General features: G+C 70.9%; 25 protein-coding genes. 18 read left to right on the forward strand and 7 right to left on the reverse strand.

Annotation, left to right across the window (positions count from 1 at the left end):
- Positions 1–64 precede the first annotated feature (64 nt).
- Positions 65–805, reverse strand: a complete 741-nt coding sequence (locus ACFMQL_RS19510) for a GntR family transcriptional regulator (RefSeq protein ID WP_364060231.1) — start codon at positions 803–805, stop codon at positions 65–67.
- A 127-nt stretch (positions 806–932) separates the two neighbouring features.
- Between ACFMQL_RS19510 and ACFMQL_RS19515 the strand changes: the two genes are divergently transcribed.
- The 11 genes from ACFMQL_RS19515 to ACFMQL_RS19565 all read left to right on the forward strand — a co-directional run bounded on the left by ACFMQL_RS19515 (position 933) and on the right by ACFMQL_RS19565 (position 10194).
- Entirely contained in the window at positions 933–1967 is a 1035-nt protein-coding gene (locus ACFMQL_RS19515) for an SIS domain-containing protein (protein WP_364060234.1), read from the forward strand.
- A gap of 38 nt (positions 1968–2005) precedes the next feature.
- On the forward strand, positions 2006–2242 hold the full coding sequence (locus tag ACFMQL_RS19520; protein ID WP_364060237.1) for a PTS glucose/sucrose transporter subunit IIB: 237 nt from the start codon (positions 2006–2008) through the stop codon (positions 2240–2242).
- 10 nt (positions 2243–2252) lie between these two features.
- Positions 2253–2699, forward strand: a complete 447-nt coding sequence (locus ACFMQL_RS19525) for a PTS glucose transporter subunit IIA (protein ID WP_364060240.1) — start codon at positions 2253–2255, stop codon at positions 2697–2699.
- A gap of 182 nt (positions 2700–2881) precedes the next feature.
- The gene (locus ACFMQL_RS19530) at positions 2882–3142 is read left to right on the forward strand and encodes an HPr family phosphocarrier protein (protein WP_364060243.1); all 261 of its coding nucleotides are present in this window, start codon (positions 2882–2884) and stop codon (positions 3140–3142) included.
- Positions 3139–4806 carry a phosphoenolpyruvate--protein phosphotransferase gene (gene ptsP, locus ACFMQL_RS19535; protein WP_364060247.1) on the forward strand — a complete coding sequence of 556 codons (1668 nt, stop codon included), beginning with the start codon at positions 3139–3141 and terminating at the stop codon, positions 4804–4806. The genes ACFMQL_RS19530 and ptsP overlap by 4 nt, the downstream gene beginning before the upstream one ends.
- A gap of 219 nt (positions 4807–5025) precedes the next feature.
- Entirely contained in the window at positions 5026–6321 is a 1296-nt protein-coding gene (gene nagZ, locus ACFMQL_RS19540) for a beta-N-acetylhexosaminidase (protein WP_378786367.1), read from the forward strand.
- A 63-nt stretch (positions 6322–6384) separates the two neighbouring features.
- Positions 6385–7029: an HAD family phosphatase gene (locus tag ACFMQL_RS19545; RefSeq protein WP_364060253.1), complete on the forward strand. Its 645-nt coding sequence runs from the start codon at positions 6385–6387 to the stop codon at positions 7027–7029.
- A gap of 90 nt (positions 7030–7119) precedes the next feature.
- Positions 7120–7626: a DUF6912 family protein gene (locus ACFMQL_RS19550; RefSeq protein WP_364060256.1), complete on the forward strand. Its 507-nt coding sequence runs from the start codon at positions 7120–7122 to the stop codon at positions 7624–7626.
- Positions 7627–7730: 104 nt separating this feature from the next.
- On the forward strand, positions 7731–8174 hold the full coding sequence (locus ACFMQL_RS19555) for a DUF2690 domain-containing protein (protein WP_364060259.1): 444 nt from the start codon (positions 7731–7733) through the stop codon (positions 8172–8174).
- Positions 8175–8729: 555 nt separating this feature from the next.
- Positions 8730–9356 (forward strand): HAD family hydrolase, encoded by a 627-nt coding sequence (locus ACFMQL_RS19560; protein WP_364060262.1) that lies wholly within the window; start codon positions 8730–8732, stop codon positions 9354–9356.
- A gap of 97 nt (positions 9357–9453) precedes the next feature.
- The gene (locus ACFMQL_RS19565; RefSeq protein WP_364060265.1) at positions 9454–10194 is read left to right on the forward strand and encodes a haloacid dehalogenase-like hydrolase; all 741 of its coding nucleotides are present in this window, start codon (positions 9454–9456) and stop codon (positions 10192–10194) included.
- Positions 10195–10261: 67 nt separating this feature from the next.
- On the opposite strand, the gene ACFMQL_RS19570 is transcribed toward ACFMQL_RS19565, so the two are convergent.
- Positions 10262–11833, reverse strand: a complete 1572-nt coding sequence (locus ACFMQL_RS19570) for a penicillin-binding transpeptidase domain-containing protein (RefSeq protein ID WP_364060267.1) — start codon at positions 11831–11833, stop codon at positions 10262–10264.
- An 87-nt stretch (positions 11834–11920) separates the two neighbouring features.
- Here ACFMQL_RS19570 and ACFMQL_RS19575 point away from each other — a divergent pair, with 87 nt between their 5' ends.
- From ACFMQL_RS19575 to ACFMQL_RS19585, 3 genes are read left to right on the forward strand one after another with little or no spacing between them, the layout of a single operon-like run.
- A complete protein-coding gene (locus tag ACFMQL_RS19575; protein WP_364060270.1) occupies positions 11921–12838 on the forward strand; it encodes a LysR substrate-binding domain-containing protein in 918 nt (305 codons plus the stop codon).
- The gene (locus ACFMQL_RS19580; protein ID WP_364060273.1) at positions 12835–13692 is read left to right on the forward strand and encodes a serine hydrolase; all 858 of its coding nucleotides are present in this window, start codon (positions 12835–12837) and stop codon (positions 13690–13692) included. Before ACFMQL_RS19575 ends, ACFMQL_RS19580 begins: the two co-directional genes overlap by 4 nt.
- A 58-nt stretch (positions 13693–13750) precedes the next feature.
- Positions 13751–15712 carry an acetoacetate--CoA ligase gene (locus ACFMQL_RS19585; protein ID WP_378786370.1) on the forward strand — a complete coding sequence of 654 codons (1962 nt, stop codon included), beginning with the start codon at positions 13751–13753 and terminating at the stop codon, positions 15710–15712.
- An 89-nt stretch (positions 15713–15801) separates the two neighbouring features.
- Here the strand turns inward: ACFMQL_RS19585 and ACFMQL_RS19590 are convergent, their stop codons facing one another.
- A complete protein-coding gene (locus tag ACFMQL_RS19590) occupies positions 15802–16437 on the reverse strand; it encodes a GNAT family protein (protein ID WP_364060279.1) in 636 nt (211 codons plus the stop codon).
- A 168-nt stretch (positions 16438–16605) separates the two neighbouring features.
- On the opposite strand from ACFMQL_RS19590, the gene ACFMQL_RS19595 reads away from it, so the two are divergent.
- On the forward strand, positions 16606–17400 hold the full coding sequence (locus ACFMQL_RS19595; RefSeq protein ID WP_364060282.1) for a L,D-transpeptidase family protein: 795 nt from the start codon (positions 16606–16608) through the stop codon (positions 17398–17400).
- Positions 17401–18268: 868 nt separating this feature from the next.
- Here the strand turns inward: ACFMQL_RS19595 and ACFMQL_RS19600 are convergent.
- From ACFMQL_RS19600 to ACFMQL_RS19615, 4 genes are all read right to left on the reverse strand, one after another.
- Complete coding sequence (locus ACFMQL_RS19600) at positions 18269–19885, reverse strand: NADH-ubiquinone oxidoreductase-F iron-sulfur binding region domain-containing protein (protein WP_378786373.1); 1617 nt, start codon at positions 19883–19885, stop codon at positions 18269–18271.
- Positions 19886–19913: 28 nt separating this feature from the next.
- A complete protein-coding gene (locus ACFMQL_RS19605) occupies positions 19914–20765 on the reverse strand; it encodes a ferric reductase-like transmembrane domain-containing protein (RefSeq protein ID WP_364060285.1) in 852 nt (283 codons plus the stop codon).
- 71 nt (positions 20766–20836) lie between these two features.
- The gene (locus ACFMQL_RS19610; RefSeq protein ID WP_378786374.1) at positions 20837–22492 is read right to left on the reverse strand and encodes a DUF1996 domain-containing protein; all 1656 of its coding nucleotides are present in this window, start codon (positions 22490–22492) and stop codon (positions 20837–20839) included.
- Positions 22493–22507: 15 nt separating this feature from the next.
- On the reverse strand, positions 22508–23134 hold the full coding sequence (locus tag ACFMQL_RS19615; protein WP_378786376.1) for a DUF4142 domain-containing protein: 627 nt from the start codon (positions 23132–23134) through the stop codon (positions 22508–22510).
- Positions 23135–23242: 108 nt separating this feature from the next.
- On the opposite strand from ACFMQL_RS19615, the gene ACFMQL_RS19620 reads away from it, so the two are divergent.
- The 3 genes from ACFMQL_RS19620 (at position 23243) to ACFMQL_RS19630 (ending at position 24889) form a co-directional block, all read left to right on the forward strand.
- A complete protein-coding gene (locus tag ACFMQL_RS19620) occupies positions 23243–23797 on the forward strand; it encodes a sigma-70 family RNA polymerase sigma factor (RefSeq protein WP_345396666.1) in 555 nt (184 codons plus the stop codon).
- Positions 23797–24000, forward strand: coding sequence for a zf-HC2 domain-containing protein (locus ACFMQL_RS19625; RefSeq protein WP_364060295.1), 204 nt, complete (start codon positions 23797–23799; stop codon positions 23998–24000). The genes ACFMQL_RS19620 and ACFMQL_RS19625 overlap by 1 nt, the downstream gene beginning before the upstream one ends.
- An 85-nt stretch (positions 24001–24085) precedes the next feature.
- Positions 24086–24889: a tryptophan 2,3-dioxygenase family protein gene (locus ACFMQL_RS19630; RefSeq protein ID WP_364060298.1), complete on the forward strand. Its 804-nt coding sequence runs from the start codon at positions 24086–24088 to the stop codon at positions 24887–24889.
- Positions 24890–24919 lie beyond the last annotated feature (30 nt).

The raw sequence follows: 24919 nt of genomic DNA on the forward strand, positions 1-24919 counted from the left end.
GGGCTGGGGGGTCGTACGAACGCGGCGAACCCGGTCTCGGAGGCTCGCGCGGGGCGGGCTCGGGTCAGCCCCGGCGGGCCGGCATCTCCAGGGAGGTGCGCAGCTGGTAGCGGTCGGCGCGGTAGGTGGACACGCCCAGCTCGGCGCAGACCCCGCCGGAGAACGACCGGCGCTGCAGCAGCAGGACGGCGCCGCCCCTGGGCAGCTTCAGCAGGTCGGCGTCGCTGGGATCGGCCAGGCCGCCGTCGATGGTCAGCTCTCCGGCGTCCATGACGAGTCCGTAGCGGCGCTCCAGCAGCTCGTAGAGTGATTTATCTGACAGGTCGTAGTCTGCCAGGTCCGGTGCGAGCTTGACCGGGATGTGGGCGCGTTCGATGGACAGCGGCTCCCCGTCGGCCGTCCGCAGCCGCTCGATGAAGTGCACCTCTTCGCCCGGCTGGATGCCCAGCTCCTTGGCCAGGTGGGCGCTGGCGCGCACCACGCGGCGGTCGAGGTCGCGCGAGCCTGGGACCATGCCGCGCGCCCGCATGTCCTCGGTGAACGAGGTGAGCTGCAGGGCCAGCTCGATCTTCGGCCGGGCCACGAACGTGCCCTTGCCGGGCACCCGGTGCAGCCTGCCCTCGGAGACGAGGTGGTCGACGGCCTGGCGTACGGTCATCCTGGACAGCCCGAACCGCTGGCAGAGCTCGCGCTCGGACGGGATGGCCGCACCGATGCTGAGCTCATCGCTGTCGATGAGGTCCAGCAGGATCTCGCGAAGCTGGAAGTATTTGGGCACCGGGCTGTCCGGATCGATGCGCGCCACGGATCCTCCCCTCGTCTCCGCCAAGGCCATGGGCTATGGTTCGTACTGGTCTAGTCCGGACTAGACCACCATAAGTCGCGTATGACGGCAAGTCTGAACACCGCATGAGTTGAGGGATGAGCGCGAGATGACCACGAGAATGCGCAGCGAGATCGCCGAGCAGCCGACGGCGCTGCGGGACACACTGGACTCCCTGCTCCCCAAGGCCGGCGAGATCGGCGCACTCGGCGAGCAGACCCGCCAGTTGCTCTTCATCGCGCGCGGCACCTCTGACAACGCCGCAGTGTACGGGCGCTACCTCATCGAGGCGCACGCGGGCCGCCTCGCGGCGCTGGCCGCCCCGTCGATCGCGACCACGTACAAGCGCAAGCTCGACCTCGATGGCGTGCTGGCCGTCGCGATCTCGCAGTCGGGACGTACCGAGGAGATCGTCGAGACACTGGCGTGGGCCAAGGACTGCGGCGCCAAGACCGTGGCCGTGACCAACGGCGGCGAGCAGAGCCCGCTCGCGCAGGCCGCCGACGTGGCCCTGTGCACGGTGGCCGGCGAGGAGAAGGCGGTGCCGGCGACGAAGACGTACACGACGCAGCTCGCCGCGCTGGCCGTGCTGGCGATCGGGCTGGGCGCGGACGTGGACGTGGACGACCTGCGGCGGGTGCCCGAGGCGGTGGAGAAGCTCATCGCGGAGCCCGGCGACCTGGAGGCCGTGGTCGAGGGGCTGCTGGACAAGCAGGGCGTGGTCGTCTCGGGGCGCGGGATGGCGTTCTCCACGGCGCTGGAGACCGCGCTGAAGCTCAAGGAGGCCTGCTACCTGCACGCCATGGGCCTGTCGTACGCCGACCTGCTGCACGGCCCGATCGCGGTCGTGGACGCCGACACTCCGGCGCTGCTGGTGGCCTCCGAGAACAGCCCGACGCTTCAGGGCACGGTGGCGCTGGCCGAGCGGGTGGTCGCGGCGGGGGCGGCCGCGTACACGATCGGCGGCGGCGACGCGCTGTCGCGGGCGGGCACGGCCAGCCTGAACGGCCCCGACCTGCCCGAGTGGGTGGCCCCGATGGGCCTGATCGTGCCGGGGCAGCTGCTCACCGAGGCGCTGGCCCGCCGGCTCGGCATCGACCCCGACGCGCCGCGCGGCCTGAACAAGGTCACCCAGACCGACTGATCTAGCCTGGTCAGAGAGCCGACCCTAGGGAGGACCTGATGGCGGCGGACGTGAACGCGATCATCGCCGCGCTGGGCGGCGCCGGCAACATCATCGACATCGAGCCGTGCATCACCCGCCTGCGCACGGAGGTGCACGACGCCTCGAAGGTCGATCAGGCGGCGCTGAAGGCCGCAGGCGCGCACGGCGTCATGGCCACGGGCAACGTGGTGCAGGTCGTCGTCGGGCCGGAGGCGGACACGATAGCCAGCGACATCGAGGACGCCATCGGCTAAGGGCGAGATCATGACGACTGTTCTCGCCCCGGTCGAGGGGGAGGCCGTGGGGCTGGCAGCCGTGCCCGACCCGGTGTTCTCGGCGGGCATGGTCGGCCCGGGGGCGGCGATCGACCCGCTCAGGGGGCCGGGCGAGGCCGTGGCCCCTATCGCCGGAAAAATCATGAAACTTCATCCGCACGCGTACGTCATCGTCGGCGATGACGGGAAGGGCGTGCTCGTGCACCTGGGCATCGACACCGTACAGCTCAAGGGGGAGGGCTTCGAGCTGCTGGCGTCGGAGGGCGACCGGGTCGCGGCCGGTCAGCCCGTGGTGGCCTGGGACCCCTCGGTCATCGAGGCGGGCGGCCGTTCCCCGGTCTGCCCGGTCGTCGCGCTCGACGCGCTGTCCGGCGCCGTCACGGAGGTCACGCAGGGAGCGGTGCACGCGGGGGACCAGCTCTTCGAGTGGGATTGAGCGTGGTTTGCGCCCTAGTGGGCAGTTTCGCGGCTATCGGGGAATAAGAGGTGTCCAGGGTGGCATCAACGGTAGTCGGGTGGGCTCGTGTGAGCCGTCACAATATTGTCGGTCGTCCGTTTTGGTGGCGATCGTACGAAGGTCCGGCTGGTCTGGACCGGCACAGAAGGAGGAGCACGAAAATGGGGCAACGCAAGGTCACCGTGGCGGCTGAGGTAGGGCTGCACGCCCGTCCCGCGGCGACGTTCGTGCAGCGGGCCAAGCAGGCCCCGATGGACATCACGGTCGAGAAGGCGCACGGTGGCGGGCCGGTCAACGGCAAGAGCATCCTCGCCATCATGGCGCTCGACGTCCGTCAGGGCGAGACCGTGGTGATCTCCGCGGAGGGCGAGGGCTCGGAAGAGGTCCTCGACGAGCTGGCCGCGATCGCCGGCACGCCATGAACCTGCGGGGGGTGGGGGTCAGCCCGGGCATCGGGCACGGACCCTCTTTCGTGCTGACCGTCTCTGTGCCCGAACCCCCCGAGGGCGCCACCTACACCGGTGAGGCGGAGCAGGAGAAGGAGCGTGCCATGGTCGCGCTCCAGCAGGTCGCGGGCGAGCTCGAAGCCCGCGGCAACCAGGCGGGCGGCGAGGCAGGGGAGATACTCAAGGCCCAGGCGCTGATGGCCGAGGACCCCGGGTTGGTCGTCAAGGTGCGCTCGCTCATCGACCGCGGACTCGCCGCCCCCAGAGCGGTCTTCGAGGCGTTCTCGAAGTACCAGGACGTGCTCGCCGGATCCGGCGGATACCTGGGCGAGCGCGCCGCCGACGTGCGCGACATCAGGGATCGCGTGATCGCGCTGCTCTACGGGCAGGCGCTGCCGGGGCTGCCGGTCGCACCCGAGGAGCCGTACGTGCTGGTCGCCAAGGACCTCGCACCCGCCGACACCGCGCTGCTTTCCAGGGACGACGTGGTCGCGTTCGTCACCGAGGAGGGCGGCCCCACCAGCCACACCGCCATCATGGCCAGGTCGATCGGCGTGCCCGCGGTCGTGGCCTGCCAGGGCGCCACCCGCATCCAGCCGGGCGTCCAGGTCATGGTGGACGGCACCTCCGGCGAGGTCCGCGTCTCGCCCGCCGACGCCGACGTGGCCGACGCGGTCGGTGCCGCGACCGCCCGGCAGGCCGCGCTCGCGTCGTGGACCGGTCCGGGAGCGACCGCCGACGGCCATCCCGTGCCGCTGCTCGCCAACATCGGCGGCCCCGCCGAGATCGACGCCGCGCTCGCCGCGGGCGCCGAGGGCATCGGCCTGTACCGCACCGAGTTCCTCTTCCTCGACCGCGCCGAGCCCCCTTCGCTTGACGAGCAGGTACGCGCCTACCGCGCGGCGCTCGACGCCTTCCCCGGCGGCAAGGTGGTGGTGCGCATGCTCGACGGCGGCGCGGACAAGCCGCTGCCGTTCCTGACCGTGCCGCCCGAGCAGAACCCGGCGCTGGGCGAGCGCGGGCTGCGCCTGTTCAAGCGCGCGCCCGAGGTGATGGATGTCCAGCTCAGCGCCCTGGCCGCGGTGGCCGCGCCGGAGCTGCAGGTGATGGCCCCGATGGTGGCCACGGCCGAGGAGGCCACCTGGTTCGCCAGGGAGTGCGCCGACAAGGGGCTGCTGGAGGTCGGCGTGATGATCGAGATCCCGTCGGCCGCGCTGCGCGCCGCTGACGTGCTCTCCCAGGTCGACTTCGTCTCCATCGGCACCAACGACCTCAGCCAGTACGCCTTCGCCGCCGACCGCAGGCTCGGCGCCGTCAGCGACCTGCACGACCCCTGGCAGCCGGCGCTGCTCGATCTGGTCGCCATGGTCGCCGGCGCGGCCGGGCGCGCGGACAAGCCCTGCGGCGTGTGCGGGGAGGCCGCCGCCGACGCCGCGCTGGCCTGCGTGCTGGCCGGGCTCGGGGTGTCGTCGCTGTCGATGGCGCCGTCGGCGCTGGCCGGCGTACGCGCCGGGCTGGCCGCGCACACGCTGGAGCAGTGCCGTGCGGCGGCCGAGGCGGCCAGGGCGCAGCCCACGGCGGCCGACGCCCGCGCGGCGGCCCGCGTGCACCTGCCCGGCCTCGCCAGGCTCGGCCTGTAGCCGTCATGCAGAGGTCCGTACTTATGAGCTGAGGCCCGGCTTTGTGGGGGCTTGGCTCTTGGACTGAGGCTCGGTTGTTATGGGGCCTGCTCTTGGGCCGAGGCTCGGCTGTTGCGGGGCCCTGCTCTTGGGCCGAGGCTCGGCTCTTGTGAGGCCGGGTTCTTGCGCTGAGGGCGAGCGCGGGCCCGGGCGCGTCGTCGTGTGGATACCTTTGGAGTCATGCTTCGACGGATCGGTACGACAGGACTCCTGGTGATCGCGCTCGTCGCGTGCGGCGGTGGCGGCGGACCCGCGGGGGCCGAGCCGACCGGAGGCAAGGCCGCGCCGCCCGCGCGCAGCAGCGCGCCCGCGACGCCTTCGGCCGCGACCACGCTCGCGCAGAGCGAGGTCCAGCGGGTCCTGTCGCGCCTGACCACCGAGGAGAAGGTCGGCCAGCTCTTCATGCCCGTCCTCTACGGCACCACGGCCGGCTCCGCCTCGGGTGAGAACCAAGCGCGTTACGGCGCGCAGACCCCGGCCAAGGTGATCGCGAAATACCACCTGGGCGGCGTCATCCTCTTCCCCCACAACGTCAAGAGCACCACGCAGGTCGTCGGGCTCACCAACGGCCTGCAGCGCGCCTCGGGGAAGGTGCCGCTGATCATCGGCACCGACCAGGAGAACGGCCTGGTCTCGCGCATGTCGGCGCTGATGACGAAGTTCCCTGGCCAGGGCACCATCGGCGACACCAAGGACACCGCCCTGGCCCGCGAGGTGGCCAAGGCGACCGGCGAGGAGCTGCGCGCGCTCGGGGTCAACCTCGACTTCGCGCCCGTCGCCGACGTCAACGTCAACCCGCGCAACCCCGTCATCGGCCGGCGCGCGTACGGCGACGACCCCAAGCGGGTGGCGAAGATGGTGGCGGCGGCGGTCAAGGGCTTCGGTGACGCGAAGATCGCGGCGACCGCCAAACACTTCCCCGGCCACGGCGACACCAGCGTCGACAGCCACACCGGGCTGCCGGTCATCAAGCACACCAAGGCGCAGTGGGAGCGCATCGACGCGCCGCCGTTCAAGGCCGCCATCGACGCGGGCGTCGACGCGGTGATGAGCGCCCACATCGTCTTCCCCAAGCTCGACCCGTCGGGCGACCCCGCCACGCTGTCCAAGCCGATCCTGACCGGCCTGCTGCGCGAGAAGCTCGGCTTCAAGGGCGTCATCTCCACCGACGCGCTCAACATGGCGGGGGCGCGCAAGAAGTACGACGACGGCGAGGTCGCGGTACGGGCCGTGCTGGCCGGCGCCGACCTGCTGCTCATGCCCAACGACCTGCCCAAGGCGTACAAGGCGGTGCTGAAGGCGGTGAAGTCGGGCCGCATCTCCGAGCAGCGGCTCGACCAGTCGGTCACCCGGCTGCTGACGCTCAAGCAGAAGCGCGGCTTCCTGACCGAGGCGCCCGTGGCCTCGGCGGCGAAGGCGGCCGGGGTGCTGCGCTCGTCCGCGCACCGCAAGCTCGCCGCCCGCGCCGGACGCTGATACCCCTCGATCCACCTGGATCGGGGAGTAAACCGGCGTTTCGTGACGCTCTACCCTAGAACGATGGTTACGGGTGTGCTCATCGACTGGGGCGGGGTGCTGACGACCAGCCTGTCCGACTCCATCGCGCGCTGGATCGCCGCCGACAGGATCGACGCCGACCACTACTACAAGGTGATGCGCGAGCTCATCGACCACGCCTACCGCGGCGGCGACGGCGACAACGTCGTCCACGCGCTCGAAAGGGGCGAGATCGACGGCGCCGCCTTCGAACGCGACCTGGCCGCCCGGCTGCTCACCGTCGACGGCGTGCCGCCGGTCGCCGAAGGGCTCCTCGAGCGCATGTTCGCGGGCTTCGAACGCGTCGAGGCCATGTACGACATGCTGCGCGACGTCCGCGGCAACGGCGTGAAGACCTGCCTGCTGTCCAACTCGTGGTCCAACACCTACCCCCGCGACGACTGGGACGAGCTGTTCGACGCGGTCGTCATCTCCGGCGAGGTCGGCATGCGCAAGCCCGAGGAGCGCATCTTCCGCCACGCGCTCGATCTCATCGGCCTGTCCGGCGAGGACTGCGTGTTCATCGACGACATCGAGGCCAACATCGTCGCCGCCCGAGCCCTCGGTATCAACGGCATACACCACCGCGACCCCGTCACCACGATCACGCGGCTGGAGGGCCTGCTGCGCCTCACCTTGCGGAAGTAGTCCATCACCACGGTCGTGACCAGGGACCGGCAGTAAGGTTGCGATCGGGCTCCCGCCTGGTCGAGCCCCGCACGTTTGGAAAGGTTCGTCATGCGCGTCTATCTGCCGTGTACTCTCCCGGCTCTTGCTGCTGCGGTGAAGGCCGGAGAGGTGGGCCCGGCCCCGCTGACCGGCTACGCGGTGACCCCCGCGCTGATCGAGTGGTACGCCTCGGGCGACACCGAGGAGCTCGAATACGTCGCGCTCACCGAGGCCGCCCGCGCCTCGCTGCGGATGCTGGCCGCCGACCGCGCCGACGGCGTCGACGCCCCGGCTCGGCGCGTCGTGATCGCCGCCGAGGTGCCCGAGAAGGGCGTCACCGTAGGCGCGGCCCTGGAGGAGCGCGGCCGGGTCCGCCTGTCGCGGGCGGTGCCGATGACCAAGGTCGCCGCCGTGCACATCGACGACCACGACGCGGTGACCGACATCGAGGCCGCCATCGCCGCGCTGCCCGCCGCCGACGCGGGCGACGACGACGCCCGCTTCACCGTGGACGGAGCCGAGGCCCACGAGCTGATGTGGTACGCGACGCAGGAGATTCCCGACCTCCTCAGTTGATAACGGTGAGGTCACGGGGCGGGCGGGTCACGTTCAATGATCGTCACATCCCGCTAATGTCCCGACACGGCAGAGTAATCAACTTAAGGAGTCGGTTCTACGTGATGCGTCGAGTCCTGGCGGTCGCCATCGGGGCGGCGGCCATTCTGGCCAGCTCGCCCGCCAACGCTCAGGCCGCCCTCAAGCCGGGGGACCACAAGGATCCGTACAAGTCGGGCTGCGGCAACTCGGCCCGCGCCGTGCGTACGGCGAACATCTCCAGCCGGGTTCACGGGACGGTGGGGACGATCAAGCTCATGTGGTCGGGCAAGTGCCAGACCAACTGGACCGAGATCAAGGTCGGCTCCTCCATGGTCGGCACCATCCACGTCTACACCGCCGACGGCCGCCACAACTCCTTCCGCTTCAAGGCCGGCAACGGCGGACGGCACTGGGGCGACATGCTCTGGGGCAAGGACATGTGCGCCTGGGGCAGCGCGTTCGTCCAGTGGGGCGGCGGGCGCGGCGGCCAGAACGCCCAGGGCACGACCAGCAAGGCCTGCGGCTGACGCCGCTCAGGACCTCAGCTTGGACGAGGGTAAGGCCCTCGTCCGACGGGAATAGGGCCCCTCGCCTGACGGGGTTAGGGGCCCTCGCCTGACGGGTTGGGGCCCGTGTGACGGGGTCAGTGCGCCTGACCGCTTGCGTGCCGCCCGACGGCAGGGAATCCGCCGTCGGCCTGCAGCTCCGCCCGGCCGGGCCCGCGTCGCCTCTCAGCAGTGAGGCCCGCCCGGCGGGCGGCTTCGGTCGCGAAGCCGGTGGATTCGCGCTGGGGGCCGGCTCGCCGCCGCCCGGCCCGGGGCGTCGCAGCGGGAGTCCGGCGGTCGTTGCCCAGTGCCGAGGGGCGGTGGCGGAAGTCTGGCCGTCGTTGCCCCGCTCCGAGAGGCGGTGGCGGGGGGTGGGGGTGGGCCGGTCGCCCCCCAGGGTTCTCAGGTCGGGGTGCTGGAGTTCGAGGCGTGGTGGCTGGGACGGCTATCAGTCGCCCGGGCCACGGAGGCTGGTCCTGGGGCGGCGGAGGGGCCGTCATCGAAATGTCATGTCGGGCATTTAGTCTTGTGCCCGACATGACACAGCACATCATCTGGGACTGGAACGGCACCCTCTTCCATGACATCGAGGCCGTCGTAGGGGCCACCAACGAGGTCTTCAAGCCGTACGAGCTTCCCCCACTGACCGCCGACGGCTTCCGGGCGGTCTACACGCGCCCCATCTGGGTGGCGTACGAGCGCCTGCTCGGCCGCCCGCTCGTCGAAGGCGAGTGGAAGCGCCTCGACGACGGCTTCCACGAGCACTACTTCCGGCTGGCCGAGGTGTGCGAGCTGGCCACCGGTGCCGAGATGGTGCTGGCGAGCTGGACGGGCACGCAGTCGCTCTGCTCGATGGCCCCGCACGCCCACCTGGTGCCCAAGGTGGAGTCGTTCGGCATCACCCGGCACTTCACCAGGATCGACGGCATCAACGGCGCCACCGGCGGCGAGAAGGCCGCGCACATGGCCGAGCACATCAAGGCGCTCGGCATCGACCCCGCCCAGATCCTGGTGATCGGCGACAGCGTGGACGACGGGCTGGCCGCACGCCACGTGGGCGCGAGGGCCGTGCTCTACACCGGCGGCATGACGACCAGGCAGGAGCTGGAGAGCACCGGCTTCCCCGTGGTCGATCACCTCGCCGACGCGCTGAACCACATCTGATCTGCTGGTCACCGCCGGCCCTCCTGCGCGGCCGTCCGGTCATGCCGGATTTCCCGTGGTGAGGGTCCCGGCGGCTCGTGATGGCCTAACCTTTGCAGTGATCCTTCAGGAGGCCGCCATCAACCGCCTTGTGCTGTGGAACGTCGACCTGACGCTGGTCGACGTCTCCATCGTGACCAGAGACGCCTACGCAGAGGCGTTCCGCGTCGTGACCGGGCGCCCGCTCGTCAAGCTCGTCCCTCCGCTGGGCCGCCCCGACTCCGAGGTCGTCTTCGAGACGCTCGCCGTGAACGGCATCGTGGCCGAGGACGACCACCTGCCCGCCTTCCTCTCGGCGCTGGCCTCGGCCTTCGCCGACCGGCGCGGGCGGCTGTCCAAGGAGGGCCGCATGATGGCCGGGGCGAAAGACGCGCTCAAGGCCGTCTCCAGGCTCGACGGCGTCGTCCAGACGGTGCTGACGGGCACGATCAAGAGCAACGCCGTGCTCAAGCTCAAGGCGTTCGGGCTCGACAAGTACATCGACTTCGAGCTCGGCGGCTACGGTGAGGAGGTCTACCCCAAGGCGACACTGCTGCAGGTCGCCCAGTCGCGGGCCAGGCAGCGGCTCGGCACGCCGTTCACCAAGGCCAACACCGTGGTCATCGGCGACTCCACCCGTGACGTGCAGGCCGCCAAGATCGGCGGGGCCGGGATGATCGGGGTCGCCTCGGGGCGGTCGATGGCCTCCGAGCTGCGCGAGGCCGGGGCCGACATCGTGCTGCCCGACCTGTCCGACGCCTCCGAGGTGGTGAAGGCGGTCGCGGCCCTGACCGCGCCGGTGGACAGCAAGGCCGTCTGACCGCGCCGGTGGGCAAGAAGGTGGTCTGCGCCGGTGGACAGCAGGGCGGTCTGACCGCGCCGGGGCGTCAGGAGAGGGCGTTGAGAAAGCGGGCGGCGATCGGCGCGGCCACCGCGGAGCCCGCGCCGCCGCCCTCCACGATGACGGAGAACGCCAGGTCGCCCCGGTAGCCGATGAACCACGAGTGTGCGGGCGGCTCCTTGCCCGAGCCGTACTCGGCGGTCCCGGTCTTGCCGGCGGTGCCCGGCGGGAAGCTGACGCCGTGCGCGGTGCCGTCCGTCACCACGGCGGGCATGAGGGCGCGCAGCGCGTTCACGACGCCCTTCTCCAGCGGACGCGGCGTGCCGGGCTGCTGATCGGGGATGCGCTCGCCGACGACCAGCCGGGGCGGGGTCCACGCGCCCGAGGCGATGGCGGCGGCCACGGAGGCCATGTTGAGCGGGCTGGCCAGCACCCGGCCCTGCCCGATGGCGGCGGAGGCGAGGTCGGTGTCGTCCTTGGGGTCGGGGAACTCGGCCCGTACGGCGGGCACGCCCGGCGTGATCGGCGTGCCGAAGCCGAAGCTCTTGGCCACCTCACCGAGCCGGCCGCCGTTCAGCCGGTCGACGCTCATCTGCCCGAACGTGGTGTTGCACGAGTGCGCGAACGCGTCCCGGAACGACAGCGTGCCGAAGTCCTCGTAGCCGGCGTTGTGGAAGGGGAAGCCGCCGATGTTCTGCTCGGCCGGGCAGGCGACCTGCTGCCCGGGCTGGATGCCGTCGGCGACGAGCGCGGAGGCGGTGACGACCTTGAACGTCGAGCCGGGCGGGTACTTGCCCATGAGCGCCCGGTTGAACCCGCCCGGCGCGTTGACCACGGCCAGGATCTCCCCGGTCGAGGCCCGCAGGGCCACCAGCGAGACCGGTTTGTCCACGCCCTTCAGCGCCTTCGCGCCCGCCCGGTGCACCTTGAGGTCGAGCGTGGTCTGGATGGGCCGCTCGCCGCCCTTCTCCTCGGTCAGGATCTTCACCGGCTCGTTCCCCCGGTAGAGGCCGATGACGGTACGGCGGCGCGCCGAGAACCGTTCGGGGAGCGTCGTCTTCATGCCCTCGATGAGCTGCTGCACGGAGCCGGGCGCCGAGGGGTCGTTGACCTGGGTGCCGTCGGCGGCGAGCACGCGTACCGGCTCGGCCTCGCGCGTCACGGCCCGCAGCGACAGTCCTTGCTTCAGCTCCGGGTGGATGGTGGCGGGCGTCCAGGCCACCTTCCATGAACGGTCGCGCTCGACCAGGCGCAGCCGCCCGGTGTAGGTGAAGTCGCGCGGGCCCTGCAGGGCGGCGCGGAAGGCGATGACGCCGTCACGCGCGGCGGAGTCGCGGCGCCGGAAGGTCGCGCCGGTCAGCTTGAGCCCGGTACGGAAGTCGCGATGGGCGCGCTCGAAGCCGGCGGGCGGGTCGGCGACCAGGGACCGCATGGTGGCGTAGTCCTGGGCGCTCCACGCCGCCAGGTAGCGGTCGGCGGTCTCCTCGGGAGAGCCCTGCGTACGCATCACCCAGACGACGCCGCCCGCCGCGACGGCCGGGACCAGCAGCCCCGCCACGATGAAGGGCCATCGCCTGCGACGACGCCGCCCGTAGATTCTCCCCGTTCGCTGTGCCATGCCGCAGAGGACACCAGAGTGGGAGCAATAGTGTCCAATATTGATATGAGGGACATCTAGATATAAATCTGGATATATTTGCTGGTCATGGACCTCGTCCGGCACCTCCGCTACTTCATTGTGGTGGCGGAGGAACTGCACTTCGGCAACGCGGCCATCCGGCTCGGCATGGCCCAGCCGCCGCTCAGCCAGCGCATCAAACGGCTGGAGGAGGAGCTGGGCGTACGGCTGTTCGACCGTTCCGCCCGCCAGGTGCGCCTCACCGAGCAGGGCCGGCTGCTGCTGGGCGAGGCCCGCGAGATCGTCTCCCGCGTCGACCGGCTGCATGAGCTGGCCAGGCAGGGCGGCGGCGCGGTGCTCAAGGTCGGCGTGCCGCCCGACCTGGCCGCCTCCGTGCTGGCGGCCCTGGTGGCGAACTTCCGCGCGGCCAACCCGGACGTACGCGTCGCGCCCGCCGAGATCTGGACCGCCGACCAGGTGACGGCCCTGGCGGAGGGCGCGATCGACGTCGGGCTCGTCCGGCATCCCGTCACCGCGCCCGGCCTGCGCTTCGGTCGGATGCTGGTGCAGACGCAGGGCGTGCTGCTGGCCGAGAGCGATCCGCTGACCGCGGTCGGCGAGGTGCACCTGGCCGACCTGGCGGGCCGTGAGCTGCTGTTGCCGCCCCAGGAGGGCGAGCCGGGCTGGCGGGCGGAGGTGCTGTCCGAGTGCCGCCGCCACGGGTTCGTCCCCGCGCAGGTGCACGACGGCGCCGGGCTCGGCCTGGTGCTCGCGGGGGCGGCGGTGGCGTTCGGTCCGAGGGTGGAGCTGCCGGGACTGGCCTGGCGGCCGCTGCTAGGCTCGCCGATCGCGAGCCGGGTCTCCACGGCCTGGCGTACGGAGACGGCCGCGACCGCCGACTTCTCGGCCGTGGCCGTACGGACGTTGAAGGAGAGCGCCGGGATGACCGAGCAGGGCCTCGCGCCTCAGCGGCGGGTCAGCCGAAGGCCCGGGATGCTGGCATGAACCCGCCCGACTTCGACGCCCTGTTCACCCGCGCCGGCGTGACCGGCTGGCTGTACGCGGCCGACATCGACACCGGCCACGACGTCGGCCACGGGCCGGACGAGCCGCTGCCGACGGCCTCGATGTTCAAGGTGCCGCTGCTGGTGGAGCTCTGCCGGCAGGCCGACGCCGGGCGGCTCGGCATGACCGACCGGGTCACGGTGCCCGCCGAGGGCCGCGTGCCGGGGCCCACCGGGATCGCCGCGATGCTCGACGACGTGACGATGTCGCTGCGCGACCTCGCGTATCTGATGATCGCGGTCAGCGACAACACCTCGGCCGACACGCTGCTGGAGCTGATCGGCTGCGAGGCGGTCAACGCCATGCTGGACGGGTTCGGGCTGACGCGTACGCGGGTCGTGCAGGGCGCGGGGGAGGCCAACGCGCGCATGCGGGAGGACGCCGGGCACGGCTGGCCGTACCTCGACCCCGAGGACATCGCCCGGCTCAGCGTGCTCGACCCGCAGCGCACCAACCGCAGCACGCCGCGCGAGATGGTCCGGCTGTTCGAGCTGATCTGGCGCGACGAGGCCGCCTCCGCCGAGTCGTGCGCGTGGATGCGCAGTGTGCTCAACATGCAGGTCTGGCCGCACCGGCTGGCCTCCGGCTTCCCGTACGACGACGTGGCCGTCAGCGGCAAGACCGGCACCTTCCCGACGCTGCGCTGCGAGTCGGGCGTCGTGGAGTATCCCGACGGCCGCAGGTACGCGGTGTCGGTCTTCACCCGGTCGTTCAGCACCGCGCTCAACCAGCCGCGCGCCGACGCGGTGATCGGCACGGCCGCGCGTATGGCGGTGGACCACCTACGGAGGTAGCAAGTTATGGGGAGCGCCGGGTATGACATTCCTCCGTACGGGCGACAGGATGAGTGACATGGTTGCTGAGGGCGAGCTTCTCTGGGAGCCGGACGACGAGGTGGTCGCATCGGCCAGGCTGACCCACTACCTGAAGTGGCTGGGCCGGTCGGAGGACTATGAGGACGTGTGGCGGTGGTCCGTCGACGATCCCGCCGCGTTCTGGACGTCGATCTGGGACTACTTCGAGGTGATCGGCGAGCGCGGCGACGGGCCCGTGCTGTCGGGCACGATGCCCGGCGCCAAGTGGTTCGCCGGCGCCACGCTCAACTACGCCGAGAACGCCTTGCGCCACGACGAGGGCCCAGGGCTGATCTTCCTGAGCGAGGACGGCGGGCGGCAGGAGATGAGCAGGGCCGAGCTGCGCGAGGAGGTCGCGCGGGTACGGGCCGGGCTCATCAGGCTCGGCGTCGGCCGCGGCGACCGGGTGGCGGCCTACCTGCCCAACATCCCGCAGGCGCTGATCGCGTTCCTGGCCACCGCGTCGCTGGGCGCGATCTGGTCGGCCGGTTCGCCCGACTTCGGCGTGCCGTCCATCGTCGACCGGTTCAAGCAGATCGAGCCGAAGGTGCTCATCGCCGTCGACGGCTACCACTACAACGGCAAGAGCTTCGACCGCTCGGCCGCCGTCCACGAGATCGCCGCGTCGCTGCCCTCGCTGCGCGCCACCGTGTGGATCCCCTACCTGGCCGCCGCCGACGAGGGCCGCGCGCCGCAGCAGGCCGAGCCGGTCGCCGCCCACACCGCCGACGTGCCGCACGGCGAGGTCATCGGCTGGGAGGGGCTGCGGGCCGAGGAGGGGCCGCTGGAGTTCGAGCGGGTACCGTTCGACCACCCGCTGTGGATCCTCTACTCCAGTGGCACGACCGGACTGCCCAAGCCGATCGTGCACGGCCACGGCGGCGTGGTGCTCGAACACCTCAAGGCGCTCACCTTCCACCAGGACCTCGGCCGCGGCGATGTGTTCTTCTGGTACACCACCACGGGCTGGATGATGTGGAATTACCTCATCGGCGCCTTGCTGGTGGGGGCCACGCCCGTCCTCTACGACGGCTCGGCCACGCATCCGTCGCCGGCCGCGCTGTGGCGCATCGCCGCCTCCGAGGAGGTGACGTACTTCGGGGTGGGGGCGCCGTACATCATGGCCTCGCTCAAGGCCGGGCTGCACCTTGAAGGGCTGGAGAAGCTGCGCGGGGTCGGCTCGACCGGCTCGCCGCTGCCGCCCGAGGGCTTCGCCTGGCTCGCGGGTCAGCTTCCCGACACGCCGCTGGGGTCGTTCTCCGGCGGCACCGACGTGTGCACCGGGTTCGTCGGCGCCACCCCGCTCCATCCCATCAGGGCCGGGATCATCCCGTGCCGGTCGCTGGGGGCGAAGGTGGAGTCGTACGACCCGGCGGGCAAGCCGGTGATCGGCGAGGTGGGCGAGCTGGTGGTGACCCAGCCGATGCCGTCGATGCCGGTCTGCTTCTGGAACGACCCCGACGGCCGCCGCTACGCCGAGAGCTACTTCGACGTCTACCCCGGCGTCTGGCGGCACGGCGACTGGATCAAGATCAACGAGGACGGCGGCTGCGTCATCTACGGGCGCTCCGACTCCACGCTCAACCGGGGCGGCGTCCGCATGGGCACCAGCGAGTTCTACCGGGTGGTCGAGCGCTTCGACGAGATCGCCGACAGCCTCGTCATCGACACCGGCCAGCTCGGGCAGGAGGGCAGGCTGCTGCTCTTCGTCACGCTCGCCGAGCAGGCCGAGCTGACCGAGGACCTCGAACGCAGGCTGCGCGCCGCCCTGCGCACGGAGCTGTCGCCGCGCCACGTGCCCGACGAGATCCGGGTGGTGCCGGGCATCCCCCGGACCCTGTCGGGCAAGAAGCTCGAGGTCCCCGTACGCAAGATCCTGCTCGGCACGCCCGTCGAGCAGGCCGCCAACCCCGACGCCATGGCCAACCCGGAAGTGCTGCGCCACTTCACCCGGGACTGACGCGGGGTCGCCTGAGGTCGGCGCGGGCTCGCCTGGGTGGGCGCGGGTCCGCCGGGGGATCCGCGCGGGTTCACCCGGGGCGGCGCGGGTCAGTCCTTCAGGCCGAACAGGGGCAGGCACGCCTCCAGGCCGTGGATCTCGAACCCGGGCTGCTCCTTCCAGTCCTCCCTGGGCAGGCGGAAGCGGCGGCTGACCACCGGCTCGCCGCCGCGCTTGAACAGGTTGAAGCCGTCGTCGTGGTAGCCGAGCTTCCGCGTGACGCCCAGGGAGGCGGGGTTGTCGTCGAACGCCTCGGTCAGCGCGTACCGGGCACCGAGGCCGGCGAACGCGAAGTGCAGCACCGCCTGGCGCATCTCGGTGCCCACGCCCTGCCCCTGGAAGCGCCTGCCCAGCCAGGAGCCCGTCTGGACCTCCTTCAGGACGGGGAAGCCGCTCGCCGTCACGCCCTGGGTGCCGACGACCTGGCCGTCGCGTACGACGACGAACTCGATCGCCCACTCGTCCGCGTTGAAGCGGCCCCAAGTGGTGAAGTGGTACTGGATCGTGCGCTGCGCGCGCTCGGCCGGCGTGCCCTCGGTCCACGGGACGACGAACGGCATCTGCCCCTCCTCGTGGACGCCCTCGGCGGCGCGGTCGGCCAGCTCGTCGAGCTCCTCCAGGGAGGGGACGCGCAGGCTGAGGTTGGGTGTGGTGATCTGTAGCTCGAAGAGCGGCCAGTTACGCATGGCACGGGATGCTGCCAGACGCGGTGGCGGCCGCGCGAGTCATTTTTCCGACAAAAGCGCATTTTCCTGAATCTCGATATTAGCCGCGTCTTTTCCTCGACAAAACCATGAATTCTCTGGTGTCTGGGTAGGCGTCGATTTATGACGATAAAGCTTCAGACATTCACCGTGTTCGCTCTGTCCGCCGCCGCCGTCGTTCCGTTCACCGAGACCCCGCTGCCCGCCTCCGCCGCGTCTGCCGCAACGCCGGCCACCACGTCCGCCGCAGGGGCGGTCCGCCTCCTCAGCCCGCCTCCCCCCGCCGAGAGCACGACGACCGAGGAGGAGGCGGAGAGCAAGCCGGTGCTGCTCCGCCCGGGTGACAAGGGCGCGGCCGTCCGTACCCTCCAGCGCAAGCTCCACCGGGGCCGCTACTACTTCGGACCCATCAACGGCAAGTACGACGAGCAGACCAAGTTCGCCGTCTGGGCGTTCCAGAAGCACAAGCGGATGATGCTGAGCAACCAGGTCGGGCCGAAGATGCTGTCAGCGCTGGACAAGCCCGTCAGGCACAAGGTGCTGGTGCCGCAAGGCGCGGCCAACCGGGTGGAGATCAACCTCACCAAGCAGCTGCTCGTCGTCTACCGCAGCCGCAGGCCCGTGCTGATCTCGCACATCTCCACCGGCGCCGAAGTGCGCTACTGCGAGAACGGGCGCTGCGGCAACGCCATCACGCCGGTCGGCGACTTCCGCGTGCTGCGCCGCGCTCCCGGCTGGACGACCGGGCCGCTCGGGTCGATGTACAACTCGCTCTACTTCACCGGGGCCATCGCCATGCACGGCTCGACGAAGGTCCCGCTGCGCCCGGCGTCGCACGGGTGCGTGCGGCTGCCGCTCGAGACGTCCAAGCGGCTCTACCAGATGGTGAAGATCGGGGAGCCGGTGCATGTGCGCGGGAAGTTTTCGGTGCGCGCCTTCCGATGAGATTTCTCGAAATTTCGGACCATAGTGACATTTCTGGCGCGCGCTGCTGGCGCGGCTGCGGGACGCCATTCTTGCCTGCGCCGTTCCGCCGAGGGGCCCGGCTCGGCCATTCCGGCAATACGCCCGAATTCGCCCACTCCGGCTCGGCCGCAGTCCCGACCACGGGTACTCCGGGCCCGCTCCGGCTGCGCGGGGGCGGTCGGCCGGTCCGGCTGCGCGGGGGCGGTTGGTCCGGCCGGGGACGGTCCCACCCTGACCGCTCTGGGGGGACGGGCGCCGGGGAAAGAACGGCGGGCGTAACGCTCCTGCGGCGGGCGCGCTGTGGCGTGGGTGGCGTGGGCCTTTCGGGGCGATGGGGTAGCGGTGCGTGAGCGTGCCGGACGGCGGCGCAGCGCTCCGGGCGGTGGCGCAGCGCTCCGGGCCGGGGTCGGGGATGAGTGGCGGGTGTCGCGAAGGGTGGCGAGCGTAACGGTTCGGGCGCGAGAGCCGCGGTGCTGGGCGGCGCTGTTCGGCGCTGGGCGTCGGGAAGAAGCGGTGGGTGCAGCACTTCGGCGGCGGGCAGCGTGGCGCGGGCGGTAAGTGGCGTGGCGCGGGTGGCGTGGCGTGAGGGGCGGGTGGCGTGGCCCGGGCGGTAAGTGGCGGGTGCGTGAGTGGTGGGTGGCGTGGTGCGGCGATAGGCGGAGCTCTTCGCGCGGGAGGGTGCGGTGGGTGGTGGGGCGTCTGGGCGGGTGGGAAGGCTGGTGGGTGTCTGTTCGGTGGGCGGGAGGGCCGGTGGGCGTCTGTTCGGCGGGTGGGGGCCCGGCGGGTGGTGCGCGTCTGCTCGGCGGGTGTTGCGAGGACGGGCGTTCACGGCGCCGGGCCCCTCGGGTCAGGCGGGGCCGCCTACCCGGGAGAAGCGGGGGAGGCCGCCCACGCGGGCCAGGCGGGGCACGCCGTCCCCGGCCTTCTTCAGCACGCCGCCCTTGACCAGCCGTAGCGGGGAGCCGGCCGGTTTGGGGCTGTCGCCGGTGGTCTGGGCCAGGCGCAGGGCGAGCGCGGGGCACATGTCGACGGCCCGGCGCGCCTCCTTGAGCATGAACCCGGGAATCGTCCTGAACGACGGGAACCCGTAGTCGTCGAGGTCCACGAACTCGGGCAGCAGGTGCGCGCACAGGCCGTGCCCGGCGCAGCGGGACCAGTCGACCTCCAGCCGGTACTCGGGTTCAGGCTCGCGCTCCGGCATGGGCAGTACGCCGCGTACCGGACGGCCGCACGAGCCGTGCTCCAGGTGGATGGCGATCTCGTCCTCGAACGCGTCCAGAGCCGACAGTACGAACTTGGCCGTGCCGTCCGGGTGGAAGCAGGCACCGCGGCGCTCGACGACGCGTACGGCGCGGCGCACCGCGTCCACGGAGCCGGTGCCCTCGGCGAGCGCGCAGAGGGCCCTGGCGACGTCGGGCAGCCCGAGCCGGCACGGCCCGCACTGCCCGGCGGACTCCGACGCCAGGTAGGAGGCGACCCTGGCCGCCTCGCCGAGCGGGCACGTGTACTCGCCGAGCGGCACGATGATGCCCGCGCCGAGGGTGGCCCCTGCCGCCTTCATGCCCTCGCGCGAGATGACCGCCGTCTCGACGGCCTCGGCCGACAGCCACGCGCCGTGGTAGCCGCCGACCAGCACCCCGTCGCCGGCGTCCGCCTCGCACAGCGCGAGCACGTCGGCCAGCAGGGTGCCGGTGGGCGTCTCGATCACCGCGCCGTTGGCGGCGCCGCCGCTGACGGTGAGCAGGATCGTGCCGGGCTCCTTGGCGGTGCCCACTTCCGCGTACTTATCGGGGCCGTACTCGGCCAGCAGCGCGAGCTGCGCGTACGTCTCGGTGTTGGACAGCAGGGTCGGCAGCCCGTCCACGCCGCTGTGCGCGGCGCGCTTCTTCCTGCCCGGCGGGATGCCCTCCTCCCCGTTGACCGCCCGGACGAGGGCGCCGCCCTCACCGGAGATGAACCGTTCCTTGATCCCGACCACCCTGATCGGGACGCGGCTCTCGGCACCGCCGGAGACGTTGGCCGCGCGGCGCTCGGCCACGGCGGCGGCGACGGACGCCTCGGCGACCTCGCCGCCCGCCGTGGCGACGACGACCTCGCGGGCGCCGAGCGCCTCGGCGGCCAGCACCGCGCCGTCGAGTACGAGGTGCGGGTTGCGGGTGAGCAGCATGGCGTCCTTCGAGCTGGCCGGCTCGCCTTCGGCGCCGTTGACCAGCACGACGCTCTCGCCGGTGCCCGCGGCGTCCGCCACCGCGCGCAGCTTCCTGGCGAAGGGGAACGCCGCGCCGCCGCGGCCCCGCATGTCCACCTCGTTGGCGTACGAGATGAGCTCGGTCAGCTCGCGCGGCTCCACGAGGCCGTGCAGGGTGCGGTGGGCGGGCAGGTCGAGACGGCGGCAGTGGTCCAGTCCGGCGGTGAGCCGGGCCGGACCCATGCGCAGCACCCGTGGGACGCGGGCGGGTATCACGAAGCCTCCTGTTCGCGTGCGGGCGGGGTCATCCCGCCTCCCTGTACCTGCGGCGCGCCTCGGCGAGGCTGACGGGCGCGTCGGCCCGTGCCGTCGCCGCGGCGGCGGCCTGCCTGCTGCTGTCCTGCGCCCTGTTCCGGGCGGCGGCGGGGCGCTCGGCGGGCACGCCCACCGGAGCGGCGGACGTGACCGCGGGCCCCGGCACCCTCTCGGGTACGACCGGCGGCCGCCGGACCGTGGCCAGCACGCGGACGATCAGCGCGCTGCCGACCGCCGCCATGCTGGCCACGTACGACCAGGCCACCCAACCGGCCGGCGGGCGGCCGGCCGTCAATCCGTGCATGATGCCGATGGGCCAGGCGAGGTACGCGGCGGAGTGGAGGATCCGCCACATCCACGGCCTGTTCCGTACGGCGAAGCGTCCTCGGATCATGCCCGTCACCACGGCCACGACCATGAGGTCGAAGGCCAGGGTGCCGAATCCCACCCAGATCCCGGCGATCGGCACGACCGCGGCCCCCGGCGGCACGTGCCCCAGGCTGATCATGAGCGTGATGTGCGTCAGCAGGAACGCCAGCCCGATGAGCGCGGTCGCCCGGTGCGCGAGCTGGGCCCTGACCCGGTTGGCCGGGGACAGGAAGACGCGTTCTGTGGTGATCAGGCCGAGCGCGACGGTCGCGGTCAGCAGTACCAGGGCGAACACGCCCGCGTAGAACTCGAGGAAGCCGACCCCTCGGCCCAGCAGCGCGATGCCTTGCTCCGTCCTGGTCAGCGCGAACGCCGAGAGCAGGACGGCCGCGATCAGCGCGCTCGCCCCCAGCCGGACGTTCCTGGTGTCCAGCAGGGTGGGGGCGTGCCTGGGGTGTCGTCTGTGGAGCATGTATTTCCCTCCAAGGTCGAGTGAGGGTGCGACTCGGAAGGCTGGGTGCCCTGGTCGGGCGGCCGATCAGATCAGCAACGGCGGCCCCGGTTGATGCAGTTGACGACGTTCTGCATCAGCCTGTCGGGCATCACGTTGACGAAGTCGCCGTGGTCGGTGACCGGGTTGTGCTTCTGCTCGGGGAAGGCGTCCAGGGCGTACGAGGGTCCTTGCGGTACTGCGTACGTGAGGGTCATGCGGAGCTGGGGGATCGCCCTGGTCCCCTGGGGGCAGGCACCGTTCTGGTCGGGGAAGACCACGTGCGTGCGGTGATTGGCGCTGTCGGTGTTCTGGCCGTCCCAGCAGCTGGGGAAGTCCAGGATACGAACCACCAGGCTCCCGCGCGGGCAAAGCGGATATTTGTCGGTTGTTATGCGATTTTGGAATCCCGTGCACGTCCAGGCGGCGCGTGCGTTAGCGGTGCCGTTGGTGGCCGCCTTGGCGTCGCCGGTGATGATCCTCATGAACCTCGGCATGGCGACGACCCTGGAGGTCGGGTTGCCGCGGAACTGCAGCTGCACCGAGCGGGGCCGCAGCACCTGGCCGACGTTGCCGTCCGGGTCGCCGGCGTTCGTGTCGGACCTGCGATCCCTGATCACCGGCCAGAAGTACGTGGACTGGTCGCCGAGCCGGCAGGTCGTGTCCGCCGCCGCCAGGCTCTCGTCGGTCGAGAACGCGTCGGTCGAGAGGTTGCCCACGTAGTCGTGCAGGTGGTGCGCGCCGTTCTGCACGCCGGGGGCGACGATGAAGTTGTCCGGGTTGTTGTGGCCCTCGCGGTTGGTGCCGCAGCGCGAGACGAACGAGCCGCGCGAGCCGTTCCTGCTGAACCGCGCGTCGAGGCGGGTCGGCTGGACCCGGCGGATGTCCACGAAGTCCTGGAGGAACGGGCCGAGGTCGGCGCAGGGGTCACCGGCGGTCGGAGAGGGCGAGGGGCTCTGCGAGGGGTCGGCGTTGCCGTTGTCCCCGCCGTTGTCGCCGCCATTGCCATTGTCGCCGTTGTTGTTGCCGTTATCCCCGTTGTTTCCGTTGTTGCCGCCGTTGTCGCCTGTATTCCCGTCGTTCCCGTTGTTCCCGTTGTTGTCGCCTACGTTCCCGTTGTCGCCGTTGTTGCTCCCGTCGTTGGTTCCGTTCCCGTTATTGTCGTTGTTATTTCCGTTGTCCGGATTGCCCTGATTATCGGTCGGGCTGGGGGTCGGGCTGGGGGAATTGATCGGGTTGCCGCCGCGGCGGCGCGAGAAAAGCGAGGGGCTGTCATCGGGCTCGTCGCCGGGGGAGCGCGGGTCCACGGCCACGCTGCCGCCCTGCGGCGCCTGCCGGTCGAAACCCTGCCCGTCCTGATCCTGCTGCCGGCCGCCCTGACGGTTGCGGCTCTGCTGGTCCTGGTCCTGGTCCTGCTGTCCCCGGCCGCGCCGGTCGAAGTCCCGGTCGAAGTCCCGGTCGAAGTCTCGGTCGAAGTCACGGTCGAAGTCACGGCCGAAGTCGCGGTCGTTCCTGCCCTGCTGGTTTCTGCCCTGCTGGTTCCTGCCGGGCTGCTGTGTCTGCCGCCCCTGAGGTGACTGGCCGGTCTGTCCGGGGATGCAGGGGGCGGCCATCGCCGGGCCTACGCCGATGACGGCCGCGGACACCAGGCCGGTCGCCGTCACGGCCAGCGCGGACACGGCCGCGGCCATGCGTCTGGATCTCGTCATGTGTGTCTCCTCTTTTCAACCGCCGTTGACGACGGGTGGAGCGGGTGAGGGCGTCGGCGCTTCCGGGAGCCGGCGATGGTCGACCAGGCCCGTGGACTCCAGGTACGCCATGTGGCGCATCACGTAATTGATGCCTTCCTGGGCGAACTTCCGGATCTCGGAGTTCCTGGTCCCGGACCGCACGCCCGCCACGACGGGGAAGACCTTCCCGTGCGCGGCACGCAACAGGTTGGCGAAGTCCTTGTCGAAGGCCGGGCCGCTCTCCGACGCCAGCTGGGCCATCCAGCGCTGCTGGTCGGGGTTCGGCTCGTCGGGCAGGGCCACGCCGAGCTTCTTGGCCGTCTGGCGGGTGAGCAGGTCGAGCTCCTTGTGCTCGTCCCGCAGAAGCTTCCCGACTTCCTTCACGCGTTGGGACTCGGCGCGGGTCTGGGCGTACTCACCGACGGGCATCTCCCAAAGGCCCGCCTGGCGTACCTTGATGAGCAGATCGACGTCGGCGGCCGTCAGCGGCCCCGACGACCGCGGCGCCCACTGAGCGGACGCGGGGCCGATCGCCGAGGGCATGACCAGCGCGATCGTCGCGGCGGCGGCTACCACGAAGCCGCCGAGCATGAACAACTCGCCGCGCAAAAGCCTGTGCATGGTCGGAGGTACGCGGCCGTAGCAGGCGAGGTTCACGTATGGCCGGAGATAGTTAGAAATGACTGGAGTTATCGGAGTGGCTACCGCTTGGATAACGAAGGTGTAAAGATGTGCCCCGTGCTAGGTCACCTCGACGGCAGGTTCGAGAGTGCGGATGCCGAGGCGGAGCACCGCATCGCGGTGCTCTACCAGGAGTTCGGCGGCCCTCTGCTGCGCCACGTACGCAAATCAACAGGTAACGACCTTCAGTGGGCTGAAGACGTCGTGCAGGAGACGATCGTCAGAGCCTGGCGAAACTCGGCAAGACTGCAATGGGAACCGAGCCTGATATGGGCGTGGCTGCTCACCGTGGCCCGCCGCATAGTCATTGATGGTCGTCGGCGGAAGAGCGTCCGGCCGCAGGAGGTCGAGCCGCCTGAAGTCGACATGATGTCGGTCCCGGACGGATCGGAACGCGCGTTATCGGCGATGGTCGTCGCTGACGCGCTGCGGTCCCTGTCTCCGGAACACCGCGAAGTCATTGAGCAGACCTACCTCCGAGACCGTACGATAAGTGAAGCGGCGGAGATTCTGGGGATCCCGCCGGGCACGGTGAAGTCCCGGCTCTACTACGGGATCCGGGCTCTCCGCGAGCTGCTGCGGGACAAGGGGGTAGCCGGCTGATGCACGACGGGGTGGCCGCCTACGTCCTCGGCGTCCTCGATGAGGAAGAGCACGAGGCGTTCGAACGCCACCTCGAAACGTGTGAGCGATGCCAGGCTGAGCTGGTCGAGCTCGCCGAGGTGCCCCTGCAGCTCGACGAGCTCAAACACGACCCCTCCTCGACCACGGGCGACGACCCGCCGATGTCCTCCATGTCACGTTGACGTTCGTCCCCTTTTCGGGTGGTATCGGTAGGGCAAGGCGTCACGCCCGGTCTGACCTGGCCGGGTGGTCAGGGGGAGGTGTTCGGTGGGCATCGATGGTGATGCGCCCGATCCCCCACGCCGGCGGTTCGGTGAGGAAGGCGGTCTGCTCTCCTACGGCGACTACCTCCGCCTGCCCGAGCTCCTCGACCAGCAGCGGCCGCAGTCCGCGGCCCCTGACGAGCTGCTGTTCATCACCACGCACCAGGTCTACGAGCTGTGGTTCAAGCTGCTGCTCCACGAGCTGGAGTCGGCGCGCGCCGCGATGTTCGCGGGCGAGCTGTGGCGGGCCAGGCACCTGTTCCGGCGGGTGCACGCGGTCGAGCGGGTGATGATCCAGCAGGTCGAGGTCCTGGAGACGATGACCCCGCAGGACTTCCTGGCCTTCCGCGCCGGTCTGGCGCCCGCGAGCGGGTTCCAGTCGGTGCAGTTCAGGGAGCTGGAGTTCCTGCCGGGGCTGAAGGACGAGCGCTATCTCGGCTCCTTCAGGCACGCGGGCGAGGACGAGCTCGCCCGGCTGCGCCGCAGGCTCGCGGAGCCCACCCTGTGGGATGCTTACCTGACCGCCCTTTCCCAGCGTGGCCTGCCGGTCTCCGACAGCGAGATCATGGACTCGCTGCTGGCCGTGGCGAGGGACCGCGGGTCTCACGACGACCTGTGGCAACTGGCCGAAGACCTGCTGACGCACGACGAGACCGCCGCGCTGTGGCGGATGCGCCACGTCCAGATGGTCGAACGCCAGATCGGCACCAAGTCGGGCACAGGCGGCTCGACCGGTGCTCCCTATCTGCGCGGCAGGACGCGCCTGCACTACTTCCCGCTGCTGTGGGAACTAAGGGCCTGGCTATGAACAGCCATGGCGAACCCTCACAAAGGAGTG

Source organism: Nonomuraea fastidiosa, assembly GCF_042751225.1.
Lineage (GTDB): Bacteria > Actinomycetota > Actinomycetes > Streptosporangiales > Streptosporangiaceae > Nonomuraea > Nonomuraea fastidiosa.

Excerpts from the sequence above, each read along its gene's own strand:
- ACFMQL_RS19515 (WP_364060234.1), top strand. The coding sequence starts at position 933 with ATGACCACGAGAATGCGCAGCGAGATCGCCGAGCAGCCGACGGCGCTG.
- ACFMQL_RS19520 (WP_364060237.1), top strand. The coding sequence starts at position 2,006 with ATGGCGGCGGACGTGAACGCGATCATCGCCGCGCTGGGCGGCGCCGGC.
- ACFMQL_RS19525 (WP_364060240.1), top strand. The coding sequence starts at position 2,253 with ATGACGACTGTTCTCGCCCCGGTCGAGGGGGAGGCCGTGGGGCTGGCA.
- ACFMQL_RS19530 (WP_364060243.1), top strand. The coding sequence starts at position 2,882 with ATGGGGCAACGCAAGGTCACCGTGGCGGCTGAGGTAGGGCTGCACGCC.
- ptsP (WP_364060247.1), top strand. The coding sequence starts at position 3,139 with ATGAACCTGCGGGGGGTGGGGGTCAGCCCGGGCATCGGGCACGGACCC.
- nagZ (WP_378786367.1), top strand. The coding sequence starts at position 5,026 with ATGCTTCGACGGATCGGTACGACAGGACTCCTGGTGATCGCGCTCGTC.
- ACFMQL_RS19545 (WP_364060253.1), top strand. The coding sequence starts at position 6,385 with ATGGTTACGGGTGTGCTCATCGACTGGGGCGGGGTGCTGACGACCAGC.
- ACFMQL_RS19550 (WP_364060256.1), top strand. The coding sequence starts at position 7,120 with ATGCGCGTCTATCTGCCGTGTACTCTCCCGGCTCTTGCTGCTGCGGTG.
- ACFMQL_RS19555 (WP_364060259.1), top strand. The coding sequence starts at position 7,731 with ATGCGTCGAGTCCTGGCGGTCGCCATCGGGGCGGCGGCCATTCTGGCC.
- ACFMQL_RS19560 (WP_364060262.1), top strand. The coding sequence starts at position 8,730 with ATGACACAGCACATCATCTGGGACTGGAACGGCACCCTCTTCCATGAC.
- ACFMQL_RS19570 (WP_364060267.1), bottom strand. The coding sequence starts at position 11,833 with ATGGCACAGCGAACGGGGAGAATCTACGGGCGGCGTCGTCGCAGGCGA.
- ACFMQL_RS19575 (WP_364060270.1), top strand. The coding sequence starts at position 11,921 with ATGGACCTCGTCCGGCACCTCCGCTACTTCATTGTGGTGGCGGAGGAA.
- ACFMQL_RS19580 (WP_364060273.1), top strand. The coding sequence starts at position 12,835 with ATGAACCCGCCCGACTTCGACGCCCTGTTCACCCGCGCCGGCGTGACC.
- ACFMQL_RS19585 (WP_378786370.1), top strand. The coding sequence starts at position 13,751 with ATGGTTGCTGAGGGCGAGCTTCTCTGGGAGCCGGACGACGAGGTGGTC.
- ACFMQL_RS19590 (WP_364060279.1), bottom strand. The coding sequence starts at position 16,437 with ATGCGTAACTGGCCGCTCTTCGAGCTACAGATCACCACACCCAACCTC.
- ACFMQL_RS19605 (WP_364060285.1), bottom strand. The coding sequence starts at position 20,765 with ATGCTCCACAGACGACACCCCAGGCACGCCCCCACCCTGCTGGACACC.
- ACFMQL_RS19610 (WP_378786374.1), bottom strand. The coding sequence starts at position 22,492 with ATGACGAGATCCAGACGCATGGCCGCGGCCGTGTCCGCGCTGGCCGTG.
- ACFMQL_RS19615 (WP_378786376.1), bottom strand. The coding sequence starts at position 23,134 with ATGCACAGGCTTTTGCGCGGCGAGTTGTTCATGCTCGGCGGCTTCGTG.
- ACFMQL_RS19620 (WP_345396666.1), top strand. The coding sequence starts at position 23,243 with ATGTGCCCCGTGCTAGGTCACCTCGACGGCAGGTTCGAGAGTGCGGAT.
- ACFMQL_RS19625 (WP_364060295.1), top strand. The coding sequence starts at position 23,797 with ATGCACGACGGGGTGGCCGCCTACGTCCTCGGCGTCCTCGATGAGGAA.